Origin of the sequence: Corynebacterium sp. HMSC08A12 (assembly GCF_001807485.1) — a bacterium.
Lineage (GTDB): Bacteria > Actinomycetota > Actinomycetes > Mycobacteriales > Mycobacteriaceae > Corynebacterium > Corynebacterium evansiae.
Genome location: NZ_KV789166.1, coordinates 150,962 through 163,981 on the forward strand (window position 1 = coordinate 150,962; position 13,020 = coordinate 163,981).

At 62.9% G+C, this 13,020-nt stretch carries 11 protein-coding genes, 3 tRNA genes and 1 pseudogene; 5 read left to right on the plus strand and 10 right to left on the minus strand.

What is annotated here, in order from left to right:
• Nucleotides 1-72: 72 nt before the first annotated feature.
• Both HMPREF3166_RS01785 and HMPREF3166_RS01790 read right to left on the minus strand, forming a co-directional pair.
• Nucleotides 73-146 (minus strand) — tRNA-Pro (locus HMPREF3166_RS01785).
• A gap of 122 nt (nt 147-268) precedes the next feature.
• Nucleotides 269-343 (minus strand) — tRNA-Gly (locus HMPREF3166_RS01790).
• A 182-nt stretch (nt 344-525) separates the two neighbouring features.
• Here HMPREF3166_RS01790 and HMPREF3166_RS01795 point away from each other — a divergent pair.
• The gene (locus HMPREF3166_RS01795; protein WP_070487386.1) at nt 526-762 is read left to right on the plus strand and encodes a helix-turn-helix transcriptional regulator; all 237 of its coding nucleotides are present in this window, start codon (nt 526-528) and stop codon (nt 760-762) included.
• Nucleotides 763-796: 34 nt separating this feature from the next.
• On the opposite strand, the gene HMPREF3166_RS01800 is transcribed toward HMPREF3166_RS01795, so the two are convergent.
• On the minus strand, nt 797-1,270 hold the full coding sequence (locus tag HMPREF3166_RS01800; protein WP_005296514.1) for a ribose-5-phosphate isomerase: 474 nt from the start codon (nt 1,268-1,270) through the stop codon (nt 797-799).
• 67 nt (nt 1,271-1,337) lie between these two features.
• Nucleotides 1,338-2,000, minus strand: a complete 663-nt coding sequence (locus HMPREF3166_RS01805) for a mycothiol-dependent nitroreductase Rv2466c family protein (RefSeq protein ID WP_083293793.1) — start codon at nt 1,998-2,000, stop codon at nt 1,338-1,340.
• A gap of 42 nt (nt 2,001-2,042) precedes the next feature.
• Here HMPREF3166_RS01805 and pepN point away from each other — a divergent pair, with 42 nt between their 5' ends.
• From pepN to HMPREF3166_RS01820, 3 genes are all read left to right on the plus strand, one after another.
• A complete protein-coding gene (gene pepN / locus HMPREF3166_RS01810) occupies nt 2,043-4,721 on the plus strand; it encodes an aminopeptidase N (protein WP_070487388.1) in 2,679 nt (892 codons plus the stop codon).
• A 102-nt stretch (nt 4,722-4,823) separates the two neighbouring features.
• Nucleotides 4,824-5,213: a globin gene (locus tag HMPREF3166_RS01815; RefSeq protein WP_080971933.1), complete on the plus strand. Its 390-nt coding sequence runs from the start codon at nt 4,824-4,826 to the stop codon at nt 5,211-5,213.
• A gap of 2 nt (nt 5,214-5,215) precedes the next feature.
• The gene (locus HMPREF3166_RS01820) at nt 5,216-6,010 is read left to right on the plus strand and encodes a TSUP family transporter (protein ID WP_049049703.1); all 795 of its coding nucleotides are present in this window, start codon (nt 5,216-5,218) and stop codon (nt 6,008-6,010) included.
• A gap of 46 nt (nt 6,011-6,056) precedes the next feature.
• On the opposite strand, the gene HMPREF3166_RS01825 is transcribed toward HMPREF3166_RS01820, so the two are convergent.
• The 5 genes from HMPREF3166_RS01825 to HMPREF3166_RS01845 form a co-directional block, all read right to left on the minus strand.
• The gene (locus HMPREF3166_RS01825) at nt 6,057-6,785 is read right to left on the minus strand and encodes a DUF8185 domain-containing protein (protein ID WP_070487389.1); all 729 of its coding nucleotides are present in this window, start codon (nt 6,783-6,785) and stop codon (nt 6,057-6,059) included.
• A gap of 107 nt (nt 6,786-6,892) precedes the next feature.
• Nucleotides 6,893-7,375 (minus strand): acyl-CoA thioesterase, encoded by a 483-nt coding sequence (locus tag HMPREF3166_RS01830; RefSeq protein ID WP_070487390.1) that lies wholly within the window; start codon nt 7,373-7,375, stop codon nt 6,893-6,895.
• 207 nt (nt 7,376-7,582) lie between these two features.
• The gene (ettA, locus tag HMPREF3166_RS01835) at nt 7,583-9,253 is read right to left on the minus strand and encodes an energy-dependent translational throttle protein EttA (RefSeq protein ID WP_070487391.1); all 1,671 of its coding nucleotides are present in this window, start codon (nt 9,251-9,253) and stop codon (nt 7,583-7,585) included.
• A gap of 166 nt (nt 9,254-9,419) precedes the next feature.
• Entirely contained in the window at nt 9,420-9,935 is a 516-nt protein-coding gene (ssb, locus tag HMPREF3166_RS01840; RefSeq protein WP_070487392.1) for a single-stranded DNA-binding protein, read from the minus strand.
• A gap of 183 nt (nt 9,936-10,118) precedes the next feature.
• Nucleotides 10,119-12,425, minus strand: a complete 2,307-nt coding sequence (locus tag HMPREF3166_RS01845; RefSeq protein WP_070487393.1) for a bifunctional copper resistance protein CopD/cytochrome c oxidase assembly protein — start codon at nt 12,423-12,425, stop codon at nt 10,119-10,121.
• A 198-nt stretch (nt 12,426-12,623) separates the two neighbouring features.
• On the opposite strand from HMPREF3166_RS01845, the gene HMPREF3166_RS01850 reads away from it, so the two are divergent.
• Nucleotides 12,624-12,700 (plus strand) — tRNA-Arg (locus HMPREF3166_RS01850).
• Nucleotides 12,701-12,795: 95 nt separating this feature from the next.
• Here HMPREF3166_RS01850 and HMPREF3166_RS09895 read toward each other — a convergent pair.
• Nucleotides 12,796-13,020, minus strand: a pseudogene (locus HMPREF3166_RS09895) (IS481 family transposase); the annotation flags it as partial.

Here is a 13,020-nt window from a genome sequence, read left to right on the forward strand (position 1 = left end):
CCCCCATTTCACCTTTTCAATGCGACGAACCGCAGGGTGGCGTCACAAAGAAAAGAGTGAAAATAAAAAATGTCGGGATAACAGGATTTGAACCTGCGACCCCTCGCTCCCAAAGCGAGTGCGCTACCAAACTGCGCCATATCCCGATCTTTGCATGCCCCGAAGGGACGTTGCGCCCGCTACTTTACTGGCTGGTTGCTGGGAAATACAAAACGGCAGCTCCCCCGCCGTTGCACTCGCCTGCGCTCGGGGGAACTGCCTTAAAGTTTGGAGGGAATGACGGGAATCGAACCCGCGTCTTCAGCTTGGAAGGCTGAGGTATTAGCCACTATACGACATTCCCACTGGAAGCTAGCTTCCGTTACGTTGTGCGATGTTACACCATACACCCCACCATCCAGCAAAATCACCCCAGCACAACTAGCTAAAAAGCCTTACAACCTGCATAGTTGCGGGGGTATGCAGGTGTAGCAAATGCGCCACTCTAATTGTATGGGTTACCTATGGGCTGTACATTCTAGTTTTATGGAACTAATTATCGTCGACAAAAATACCGGCACGGAGCTCTGGACAGCATCACAGTGCGCTGAGTACTCCGGCACAGCTCGTGGCACCTTCACCAGCTATGCAGGCCGCGGTCGCGCACCCCGCCCAGTGGCCAAGTACAACGGGCTGACCCTGTGGGATTCCAGCGTGGTCAAGGAATGGCAGCAAAAACGCGATGGCGCCCCGACCTCGTCGGACACCACCGCGCAGAAGTAGTTCTCGCGAGCAGATCTCGCGGAGAAGTAGTTATTTAGTTCTCCGGCAGCGCCGGCGCCTCCCCCGTGCGCTCGTACTCAGCCAGGATGTCGATACGGCGCTGGTGGCGCTCCGCCTCGGACCACGGCTGGGTGACGAAAGCATCGACAATCGCCAGCGCCTCCTCCTCGGAGTGCATACGACCGCCCAGCCCGATCAGCTGGGCGTTGTTGTGTTCACGGGCCAGCTTCGCGGTCTCCACGGACCACGCCAGCGCACAGCGCGCGCCCGGAACCTTGTTGGCGGCGATCTGCTCGCCGTTGCCGGAACCGCCGAGCACGATGCCCAGCGAGCCCTCGTCCTCCACCACGGACTTGGCCGCTGCGATGCAGAAGGCCGGGTAGTCGTCGTTCGCGTCGTAGGTGTGGGCGCCACAGTCCACAACCTCGAAGCCCTTGGAGGTCAAGTGATCCTTGATCACGTTCTTCATCTCGAAACCGGCATGATCTGCACCTAGGTAAATACGCATGGTGCCAGTCTAGCCGGTTGCCAGCTGCCGGCGGGCGCTACTCCGCAAGTGTTCTACCGCGGATGTCTTACTCCGCGACCGGCGCTTCGGTGCGGGAGCGCTTCAGCTCGAAGAAGTGAGGGTTCGCCGCCAGGGTCACGGAGGCATCGAACAGCTTGCCTGCCTCTTCCCCGCGTGGGATGCGGGTGATGACCGGCCCAAAGAAGGCCACGTCGCCCAGCTGAACGACCGGGGTGCCGACCTCGTCGCCCACCAGCTCGATCGCCTGGTCCTGAGATTCGCGCAGAGCCGCGTCTACAGATCCTTCGTCGTCGGCGGCCAGGTGACCAACCTTTGCCAGTTCGGCGGGCAGCTCAGCTTCTTCCAGAGCCTCGGCGATCAGTTCGTCGTAGCCGTGCGGGTCGGTTGCATCCGCGCGCTCCTCGTTGTGAATCTTGGTGCCGATGGCGGTGTACCAGGCGGAGAGCTTCTCCGGGTGCTGCTGCCAAATCGCGGTGGCCACGCGCGCCGGCGCCCACGCGGCATCCATCTTCTCGCGGTAGGCGGGGTCCAGGTCGCGCCCCTCGTTCAGGACGGAGAGGCTCATCGGCTGGAACTTCACCTCCACGTCGCGGACCTCCTGGACCTCCATCAGCCAGCGGCTGGTAACCCAGGCGAAGGGGCAGATGGCGTCGAAGAACATGGTTACGGTCTGGTTCTTTGTATCGGTCATGTCCCCCACTCTAGCCATGGCGCGGGAACCCTGTCCGGCGCGGCTACTAGGGTGGTCTGCATGACTTCCATCAACCTAACCCGTACCGAGGCCGAGCACCGCGCCAACCTCATCAGCGATGTTCACTACACCATCCAGCTGGATCTTTCCGGCGGCGAGAAGCCCGAGAACAAGCACTTCCGCTCGCTGACCCGCATTACCTTCACCTCCGGCGCCGGGTCCACCTTCCTGGACCTGCGCGCGGATTCGCTGTCGCGGGTGGAGCTCGATGGCACCGCACTTGGGGACTTTACTTATGACGCCACTACGGGCATTCCGCTCGAAGGCCTGTCTAGTGGCCAGCACGAGCTGCTGGTGGAGGCAGAAATTCCGTACTCCACCACGGGTCAGGGTCTGCACCGCTTCTTCGACCCCAGCGATGACCAGGCCTACATGTACACCCAGTTCGAGACGGCGGACGCCAAGCGGGTCTTCGCCTGCTTCGACCAGCCGGACATCAAGGCGACCTATGATGTCGAGCTCACCACGCCCGCCGAGTGGACCGTGGTGACGAACAACGAGGTTTCCGTGGCGGAGGCTGAGGGCGTCAATAAGAAAAAGCACAGTGCGACCGTGGATTACCTGCTGTCGACCTACCTCATTGCGTTTTGCGTCGGCCCGTGGCACGTGGTGCGCGACGAATGGCGCGGCACGATCACCGAGCACCCCGAGTCCGCGGCTGCGAAGGAGAAGAACCTGCAGACCAGCGGGGAGATGCGCGTACCGCTGGCGCTGTATTGCCGCCAGTCGCTGGCGGAGTACCTGGATGCCGACGAGCTATTCGAGGTGACCAAGCAGGGCTTCGACTACTACGCGGATAAGTTCGGCATCGGCTACCCGTTCTACAAGTACGACCAGATCTTCTGCCCCGAATACAACATGGGTGCCATGGAGAACGCGGGTGCGGTGACGATCCGCGACGAGTACATCTTCCGCTCCGCAGCCAGCCACTACCAGTACGAACGCCGTGCGGATACGATCCTGCACGAGCTGGCGCACATGTGGTTCGGCGACCTGGTGACGATGAAGTGGTGGGACGACCTGTGGCTGAACGAATCCTTCGCCACCTGGTCGGCCGCCATGAGCCAGGCTGGGGCCACGAAGTACGACACGGCATGGGTGACCTTCAACAGCAAGGAGAAGGCGTGGGCGTATGCGCAGGATCAGCTGTCCTCCACCCACCCGGTGTTCTCCGACGCGGGCGACATCGAGACGGTGGAGGCCAACTTCGACGGCATCACCTACGCCAAGGGCGCAAGTGTGTTGAAGCAGCTGGCGGCCTACGTGGGGCTGGAGGAGTTCTTCGCGGGCATCCGCGCGCACTTTGCGGCGCACGCCTGGGATAACGCAACGTTCGCGGACCTGCTGGGGGCGCTGGAGAAGGCTTCGGGGCGCGACCTTTCCGACTGGTCGGACCAGTGGCTGCGCACGACGGGTATTAACACCCTGACCCCGGTCTTTGAGGTAAACGACGGGGCTTACACTTCCTTTGCCGTGGAGCAGTCCGGCGCGCAGCCTGGCGCGGGCGAGACCCGCACCCACCGCATTGCCGTGGGTGTGTACGGCTTTGACGGAGATGTGCTGAAGCGCACCAAGCGCGTGGAGCTGGATATTTCCGGCGAGCGCACCGAAGTTCCGGAGCTGGTGGGCGTGCCCGCCGGCGATCTGGTGCTGGTCAACGACGATGACCTGGCCTACGGCAACATGGCGCTGGATGAGGGATCCCTGGCGACGGCGATCGGCGGCGGGGATAGCGGCGGGGCCGAGGGCGGCAAGCCGAACATCGTGCGCATTACGGACCCGATGGCGCGTGCCCTAGTGTGGTCCGCGGCGTGGCAGATGACGCGCAATGCGCAGATGCGGGCGCGCGATTTCATTGGCCTGGTTGCCGGCGGCGCGGCTGAGGAAACCGAGCTGGCGGTGCTGGAGCAGATTCTGGCTCAGGCCCGCACGGCGGCTGCAAACTACGCCGACCCGGACTGGGCGGACGAGGGCTGGGCGCAGCTGCGCGAGGCCTTCCTGGCTGCAGCGCGCGAGACTGAAGGCCCGGCCCAACTGGCGTTCGTCCGGGCCTACGTGGGTTGCGTGCACTCTGCGGAGTCCGCGGGCGTGCTGCGCGCGCTGCTGGGTGAGGCTGATGGCGCTGAGGTGATTCCGGGCCTGAACGTGGACCAGGACCTGCGCTGGGCGATCATCATTGCGCTGACCGCCGCGGCCCGTGCCACCGGCGAAACCGCCGAGCAGATGGAAGCACGCATTGCCGCCGAGGAGGCCCAGGACAAGTCCTCCAGCGGAGCAGCACTGGCACTGCAGGCGCGCTCCTCCGTGCCGGATGAGCAGACCAAGCAGCAGGTCTGGCGCGCCCTGACCGTGGAGGCCCCGCAGCAGAGCAACCTGAGCCTGCGCCACCGCAACGCGGGTCTGGTGCACGTCGGCCACGCCGACTTGTTGCAGCAGTTCAGCGAGGATTACGTTGCCCACGCCGTGGAGTGGTGGAAGTCCCTAAACTCGGAGATGGCTCTGCGCACGCTGGAGGGCATCTATCCCTCCTGGGATCACAGCGACGAAACGGATTCCGCCATCGCTGAACTCGTGAAGGCGGAAGACACCCCGAGTGGTCTGCGCCGCGTGCTCTCCGAAGGCCGCGACCGGGTGGCACGCGCCAAGGCCGCCCGCGCATTCGACGCGGCGGGAGAGTAACCGCCCGGCTGCGCCCATGCGGCAGGTTGTGCTGCGCCCCTGCGGCCGTGGCCGCGCCCAACCTGCCCCGCCGGCTATGGCAGAACAGATATGGTTGGAGGCATGACTTCTAGCTTCTACGACGCTGTTGGCGAGGAGACCTTCCGCGCCATCGTGCACGAGTTCTATCGCCAGGTCCGCACCGACGATATCCTCGCGCCGATGTACCCGGAGCAGGATTTCGAAGGCGCCGAGGATCGACTCCGCTGGTTCCTAGTGCAGTACTGGGGCGGTCCCGCGGAGTTCAATGCCCGCCGCGGCCACCCGCGCCTGCGGATGCGCCACGCCCCATTCCGCATCGACACGGCCGCCCGCGACCGCTGGCTAGAGCTCATGGGTAACGCCATGGCCACCATCGACAAGGAACAGCTCCCCGACGCACACCGCGCGGCCATGTGGGAACACATGGAGCGGGTCGCACACATGCTGGTCAACACCCCCGATCAGTTCTAACGGTGTTAGCCGATCTTTCTGCCGAGGCGTTTTCACTCCTCGCAGTGGGATCCTTCGTCGCCGGGCTCATTGATGCCATCGTCGGCGGCGGTGGCCTCGTCCTCATCCCCCTCATTTTGATCGTCGCACCCGCGACCCCCGAAGCCTCGGCAATGGCGACGAACAAACTCGCGGCGGTTTTTGGCACTTCATCGGCTGCCACGCGCATGCTCCGATCCTCTGATATTCGCCAAAAGATCGATCGGCGCCTGGTGGCCTATGGGGTTCCGCTGGCTTTCGCCTGCTCGGCCTCTGGTGCGCTGCTGGTAGCAGCGCTCAGCTCCGAGGTTCTGCGACCTCTGGTGATTATTCTCTTGCTGGCGGTTGGCACGTATGTCGCCCTCAAACCCAGCTTTGGCACACCCCAACGCGCTCCATCGCAGAGCCGTCGCCGATGGCTCATCGCGCTGTTCGCGGTGGGAGCTATCGCCACTTACGACGGCTTCTTCGGTCCGGGCACGGGCACGTTTCTCATTATCGTTTTCACCGCGCTTCTTAGCAGGTCCTTCGTGGAATCCGCCGCACTGGCGAAGGTCATCAACATCGCCACGAACCTGGGCGCGCTAACCGTGTTCGCCATCGGCGGTCACGTGCTTTGGCTGCTGGGCCTCGGCCTGGCGGTCTTCAACGTGGCGGGAGCGCAAATTGGGGCACGCCTGGTGCTTACCAAGGGAACCGGCTTTGTCCGCATCGCGCTGCTCGTCGTTGTCGTGGTCATGAGCACCAAGTTGGGCTACGACATGTACGCCGGTTCCTAAATCGCTCACGTCGCAGCACCCCCGCGTGCGGCGGCTCCCCAAACCTCTAGCGTGGCCCGGGAACCCGCGCCAGTCCACCGGGGCGTGGCGCGTACACGCTGCCAACCAGTGCATCCACCCGAATCCACGACCCGCTGGCGCTCACGCGCACATAGTCATAGTCCCGCAGCTTCTCCCCTGGCTCTGGAACCAGCCGCAGGCCGCCAAGTGCCGCGATGGTTCGCCCCTCCAGGGCGACGGAGGTGGTGGCGTCATTACCCTCCGCGCCCTCGGCGGCACCGTCCGTGCGCTGCACCGTCAGCACCTGCTGCTCCAGAAGGCTGCGCGCAATCCCCATCGGCCCGGAGTTCGCCTCGTTTTCCGTGGCCATGTCCGCGTGCAGGCCGCGCACCACGTCCCCCGGTACCGTGTCGATCAGCTCGAAGCCCTGCTGCGGAGGCGGCGAGCCAACCCACATCAGGTCCATGTCCGCGCCCAGGTTGAGGGTCTGCTGGCCGGGTTCAAACGCGACGATGGCCTCCAGCGCGTCGCTGGCGTAGGCCACCGTGCCGGCGCCGCCTACTTGTCCGGGCACTCGGACGGAAGCAACGCAGCCTAGGGGCGTCGAAATAAAAAGATCCGTCGACCGCTCCCCCACAGCACTCAACCGCACCAGCGCACCCGGATCCATCACCAGCGCACGCTTCATCACCGCCCCCGCGCGCCGCATGGCACTCACGGCCGCGGTCGCGGATCGCGAATCAATTGTTCCCTGTAGATCGATTGTGACGCCCATAGTTCCCCCACCTTAGCCCTCCTCAGGGTTAAAGCTCGCGCGGGCTGGGCGCTTGCGGGTCAGCGGGGCAGCGCCGGGACGAAAGCGCACGACACAACAAGCGCTGCCTAGAAGCGCGCGGCGGTGGTGGCGCGGTCGGTGACCACCTCGTGGTCCTCCGGAATCAAGAACTGGTTGATGTTGTCGATGTCCTGCTCACTCCACTCGCGGGACTTCCCAGTCATCACGTCGATACCCACCATGACCGCGTCGATGGTGCAGGTGATCCGCCCGACGGAATCCTGGACGACCTGGCGCATGGTGCAGGATTTGCGCCCGACGTCGATAAAGTAGGAGGTCACGGCCACTTCCGACTCCCCCGGCGACAGCGGGAATGGGTAGTCGATGGTGGTGTGGCGCGCGAACATCGGGGGCACGGCAATGTCCATTTCCATCAGCACGTCTTTGAGGAAGACCATCCGCGCGTCCTGGCCGAATTCCAGGTACTTGGCGTTATTGACGTGCTGGTATTGGTCGAAGTCGGACCAGCGGAGCTCGCGGTGGCAGGTGTGCCAGCGAGTCCCGGTGGCCTCGTGTTCGATGAAGGGCATTGCGTTTCAAACCTCGCTTAGAACCTCACAGATAACTTTTGTTTCGTGAACCAATACTGCCACATCGTTCACACAGGTTCACGTAGTTACACGGTTTAAACGAGAAAGGCGGCGCAGGCCAGCAAATTGGCCTGCGCCGCCGAGCTACTTCAGCGCGCTGTGGTCACGCGCGGTGCCGGCGCACTGCTGCGCCGCCGAGTTTCCCGACTAGCGTGTCAGCTTGCGGTGCGTCACGCGGTGCGGACGTGCAGCCTCCGGGCCGAGGCGGTCGACCTTGTTCTTCTCGTAGTCCTCGAAGTTGCCCTCGAACCAGTACCACTGGCCTTCGGCAACATTGCCCTCCCAAGCCAGGATGTGGGTACAGGTGCGGTCCAGGAACCAGCGGTCGTGCGAAATGACCACGGCGCAACCCGGGAACTGCTGCAGAGCGTTCTCCAGGGAGGACAGGGTCTCAACGTCCAGGTCGTTTGTCGGCTCATCCAGCAGGATCAGGTTGCCGCCCTGCTTCAGCGTCAGCGCCAGGTTCAGGCGGTTGCGCTCACCACCGGACAGCACCTTGGAAGGCTTCTGCTGGTCCGGGCCCTTGAAGCCGAATGCGGACAGGTACGCGCGGGAAGGCATTTCGTTCTGGCCGACGTGGATGTAATCCAGGCCGTCGGAGACTACCTCCCAGACAGTCTGCTCCGGGTCGATGTTCTCGCGGTTCTGGTCCACGTAGCTCAGCTGCACGGTAGAGCCGACCTTCACCTCGCCGGAGTCCGGCTGTTCCAGGCCAACGATGGTCTTAAACAGGGTGGTCTTACCTACACCGTTCGGGCCGATGACGCCCACAATGCCGTTGCGCGGCAGGGTGAACGACAGATCCTTGATCAGGGTGCGGCCGTCGAATCCCTTGTTCAGATCCTTGACCTCGACCACCTGGTTGCCCAGGCGAGGCGGGGTCGGAATCTGGATCTCTTCGAAGTCCAGCTTCTTGTACTTCTCCGCCTCGGCAGCCATCTCTTCGTAGCGCTGCAGACGCGCCTTGTTCTTGGCCTGGCGGGCCTTTGCGCCGGAGCGGACCCACTGCAGTTCTTCCTTGAGTCGCTTCTGCAGCTTCGCGTCCTTCTTGCCGGCGACCTCCAGGCGCTTGGCCTTGGTCTCCAGGTAGGTGGAGTAGTTGCCCTCGTAGGGGTACAGCTTGCCGCGGTCGACCTCACAGATCCAGCCGGCGACGTGGTCCAGGAAGTAGCGGTCGTGGGTGACGGCCAGGACGGCACCCTTGTAGTCCTTCAGGTGCTGCTCCAGCCACAGCACGGACTCGGCGTCCAGGTGGTTAGTGGGCTCGTCGAGCAGCAGCAGGTCCGGCTCGGAAAGCAGCAGCTTCGCCAGGGCCACACGGCGGCGCTCACCACCGGAGAGGTGGGTCACCGGCTCATCAGACGGCGGGCAGCGCAGCGCTTCCATGGCCTGCTCGATCTTGGAGTCCAGCTCCCACGCATCTGCAGCGTCGATCTTCTCCTGCAGAGTCGTCATCTCTTCCATCAACTCGTCGGTGTAGTTGGTGGCCATTTCTTCGGCGATCTCTTCGTAGCGCTGGCGGATTTCGAAGATCTCGCCCATGCCCTCTTCGACGTTCTGGCGAACGGTCTTTTCCTCGTTCAGCGGCGGCTCCTGCAGCAGGATGCCGACGGTTGCGCCGGGGTCCAGGAAAGCCTCGCCGTTCGAGGGCTGATCGATGCCAGCCATGATCTTCAGGATGGAGGACTTACCTGCACCGTTCGGGCCCACCACGCCGATCTTGGCGCCGGGGTAGAACGCCATCGTGACGTTATCCAGGATGACTTTATCGCCGTGCGCCTTGCGCACGTTCTTCATGGTGTAAATGAACTCGCCCACGGTGAACTCTTTTGACCTTTCGTGGTTAGTGTCCCAATGTATTCGCCCACCCAGTGTACGTGGTGCCACCGTGCGAAGGCCGACCTGGGCTACTCCCCCGAGCGGCCCAGGTCGGCCTCACCATTTAGCGCCCATTAAGCGCTTGGATTAGCGCTGAGACTAGCGCTTAGAACGCAGGTTCCACTTCCTCTTCCTGGCCGCCCGCGCCGACTCCCACTAGCTCCGGGGAGCCAGCTTGGTTCTGCGCTGTGTTCTGCGCCAGGTTCTGCTCGGCGCTCTGCTGTGCGTTTTGCTCCACGGCCTTACGGACGTTCACCAACACGTTCCGGGCGCTCAGGTCCGGACCCACGTGAGTCGCACGCACGCGCAGCACGCTGCGGGTCACGGGCTGGCCATCTTCGCCGTTGGCTTCCCACGTGCTCTGCACGATGCGTCCGACGACGATCACGGACATCCCCTTGCACACCGTCGCGCTGACGTTATCGCCCAGCGCTCCCCAGCACTGCACTTCCATGTAGCACGGGTCGCCGTCCTTCCACTGCCCGTCCGCGCCTTGGTAGCGGTGGTTCATCGCCACGCGGAACGTGGTGAGTGTGGGCCCGCCGTCCAGCCCTTTGATCCGAATCTGCGGGTGGTCAACCGCGTTCCCCACCAGATATGCCTGCGCCAGATTGTTGCTCATCCGACTTGTCCCCTTCCTTGTTTTCGCACCGAAGCTTGTTCCCCGGCGCGTGGCTTTATTGTTAGCGCGTTTCGGGGTTTTTCTTTTTCTTCGTGACGCCACCCTGTGGACAACTCCGCCCATCCAAGGCGCTTATCCACAGGTTGAAAAGAAGGGGGTTGACAGTTCGCGGCCGGGTGTGTGTTAGTCCGACTTTCCGCGGGATTGCTTGTCCTCGGCTTTGGTTTCGGCCTTGCCCTGAGCCTGTTTTTTGCCCTGCTCCTGAGCCTGGCGCTGGGCTTGGCTCTGGGCTTGGCTCTGGCCCCGATTTTGGGCCTTGTGTTGCGACTTGTGCTTGGCCGAGTGCAGGGAGCTCTGAACGTCCTGGTCGTGGTAATCATCGCCGTAGTATGCGCGGTTGCCAGTATCAATCTGTCCGCTGGAAAGCCCAGCCAGCATCGCGTTGTATGCCTCCAGCTCTTCGTCGCCCGTACGCTCTTCACGGCGGTCGAAACGCTTGGCCTCGCGCCGGTCGGAACGCAGCCACTGGAATCCGTGGGCGATGGAAACCACCAGCAGCGGAATCTCACCCAGAGCCCAGGTGATGCTGCCGCCCAGATACTGCTGGTGATCCAGGTCCACAGGGAATGGGAAGTCCAACTGGTTATAAAACTCCGCATTCAGCGGCTCGGAAATCTGCATCATCGCAATACCGAACCATGCGTGGAAAGTCACCATCGCAAACAGCGTCAGCATCTTGATGAACGGCGAGAGGTTCCGCGGTGCAGCATCCACGCCGATGATCACCCAATAGAAGATGTACCCCGAGATGATGAAGTGCAGCATCATAAACAGGTGGCCGGCGTGCTCACCCGCAATGGCGTCAAAAAGCGGCGAAAGATAGAGGTAATAGAAGCCGACAACGAACTGCGTTCCGGCGACAATAGGGTGCGTCAGGAAGCGCGAGAACGGGTTGTTGATGAACACGACCAACCATTCGCGCGGGCCCGCCACGCCGTCGCGGCCGGCGGCGGGCAGGGCGCGCAGTAGTAGCGTCATGGGGCCACCAAGGACCCAGAACACGGGCACGGCCATGGAGAGAATCACGTGCTGCAGCATGTGTGGGCCGAACATCGCCATGGAGTACATGCCCAGGCCGGAGCTGGTGGCGAACAGCAGGGTGACGTTGCCGGCGGTCCACCAGATCAGGCGCTGGATGGGCCATTCGATGCCGCGCTTCCGGATGCTCAGCCAGGCCCACATGTAACCGGCTTGGAGGAGGATCGCGCCCACGCCGAAGATGAGGTCCAGGCGGAACATGGTGAAGTAACGCCCGATACTCGGCGGCTCGGTGAGGGTGTAGCCCAGCAGTACGTCCTGCTGCGTGAGGTCAACGATCTGCTCGATCGGCGGCGGGATGCGGCCCAGGGAGACGGCAATGCCGATGGTGGCGGCCATGATGAAGATCTCCAGTGCAGCGAAGCGGATGAACGGCTTGCGCTGAGCGTTGGTGGTTTTACCGCTTTCGCCCTCGCCTTCGCGTAGCTTCGGGATGATGCGGGAGCGCTGCTCCCAGCCGAACCAAGCCAGGAGCAACGTCATGACCATTTTTGCGACGATGACCAGGCCGTACTGGGTGGTGAAGAGCTCGTCCAGGTGGACGCGCAGCAGTGCGTTGATGAAGCCGGAGATCGCAACGGCAATGATGCAGAACAGCGCCAAGGTGCTGTAGCGCTGGACGAGGAGGGCCAGGTGCGGGCCGCGGCGCTTCGCGTGCGCCAGCAGGGCCAGCAAGCCACCCACCCACAGTGAGACGCAGATGATGTGCCAGAGCAGCGAGTTCACACCGTAGTCGTGGTTACCGCCCGCCGCGGAGTGCCCCTCCAGGGCCAGCGGAACCAGTGAAAGGACCGACAGCGCCAGGAAGATCGGCTGCCAGATCCATTTCCGCGTGAGCAGCGACAGCCCACCGGCCACGCCAGCGAAGATGGCTACCCAGAGCCAAGCCTTTGACGCCGACACCTGATCCAGTGCAATCCCCCAGTACTCGGGCTTGAGCACCTCTTTGAGGGGGCTGCCGGAGATGTCCGACATGTACATGGGGATCAGCAGGATCGACAGGACTGCGAAACCGATCATTCCCCAGGTGCCCGTGCGTGCGGCACGGAAGCCGTCGAGGGTGAGATAACCCTGCTTGTCCGGGGGCGTGCCGAAGGCGGACATCAGGAACCCGCCGAGCCCCAGGCAGCCGATGAAGATCGCCGCGCCGCGGACGAAAGGCAGGCCGACAGTGGTCAGCGGGCCGGGGTCCGGGATACCCAGCAGCGCGAGCGATTCGCCGAGGAAGGAGTAGCCGATGGCCGCGCCGAAACACCCGGCGACGAGTGCGCCAATGAGGTACACGAGGCCGGGGTTGCCCAGCTTCGCTGGCTGGGACGGGGTTTGCGCTTCCGCCTGTGCGGGCTTGGCTGGCGCTTCTTGCTTAGCTTCCTGATCTGCCTGGGAGGACATGTTTGGAACCTTACCCTCCGCTCCGGACAGGGTGAACTTCCTGGTTTTGTGATGTTGGTTGCGTCACTGCGGCGGCGCACTGAACCCCCGCGACAGTGCCACGCTGCCCCGTACCGACCTGCGCGGCTGTGCCACGCTTACGGTATGGCTGCCCCGCAAATTCAGCGCACGTGCGCGTGCATTATCATCTACTCGTATGCCTCCGTAGCTCAGTGGATTAGAGCAGTGGGTTTCTACCCCATGTGTCGCGGGTTCGAGTCCTGCCGGGGGCGCCATTGTCATGAGTCGCGACATAGTTGACACTTCAGTCGCGACATCATGGACAAACTGGCGTCTCGGTTTTTCTTTTTCCGAGGCGCCGTTTTTACTTTTAGGTCAGGGGTGGCTGGCCTTTCTTCCAATAAGGTTTTTGGTAATTGCGAGACGTGTCGATGTAGTGCTCGGTGATGATCTCGCCAGTTTCTTTTAATGATGTGGTGACATGGTTGTCGGTGATGACCATAAGGACGGTTTCGCCAGTGTATTTTCGCCCGATACCAAGTTGGTAAAGCCTACTTGCATAGCGGACGGTTACCTTGCCGTTTGGGGTGACGAC

What these genes read in the sequence shown, in the direction of transcription:
- pepN (WP_070487388.1), top strand. Translation starts at nt 2,043, where the DNA reads ATGACTTCCATCAACCTAACCCGTACCGAGGCCGAGCACCGCGCCAAC.
- HMPREF3166_RS01845 (WP_070487393.1), bottom strand. Translation starts at nt 12,425, where the DNA reads ATGTCCTCCCAGGCAGATCAGGAAGCTAAGCAAGAAGCGCCAGCCAAG.
- HMPREF3166_RS01795 (WP_070487386.1), top strand. Translation starts at nt 526, where the DNA reads ATGGAACTAATTATCGTCGACAAAAATACCGGCACGGAGCTCTGGACA.
- ssb (WP_070487392.1), bottom strand. Translation starts at nt 9,935, where the DNA reads ATGAGCAACAATCTGGCGCAGGCATATCTGGTGGGGAACGCGGTTGAC.
- HMPREF3166_RS01825 (WP_070487389.1), bottom strand. Translation starts at nt 6,785, where the DNA reads ATGGGCGTCACAATCGATCTACAGGGAACAATTGATTCGCGATCCGCG.
- HMPREF3166_RS01830 (WP_070487390.1), bottom strand. Translation starts at nt 7,375, where the DNA reads ATGCCCTTCATCGAACACGAGGCCACCGGGACTCGCTGGCACACCTGC.
- HMPREF3166_RS01815 (WP_080971933.1), top strand. Translation starts at nt 4,824, where the DNA reads ATGACTTCTAGCTTCTACGACGCTGTTGGCGAGGAGACCTTCCGCGCC.
- HMPREF3166_RS01805 (WP_083293793.1), bottom strand. Translation starts at nt 2,000, where the DNA reads ATGGCTAGAGTGGGGGACATGACCGATACAAAGAACCAGACCGTAACC.
- HMPREF3166_RS01800 (WP_005296514.1), bottom strand. Translation starts at nt 1,270, where the DNA reads ATGCGTATTTACCTAGGTGCAGATCATGCCGGTTTCGAGATGAAGAAC.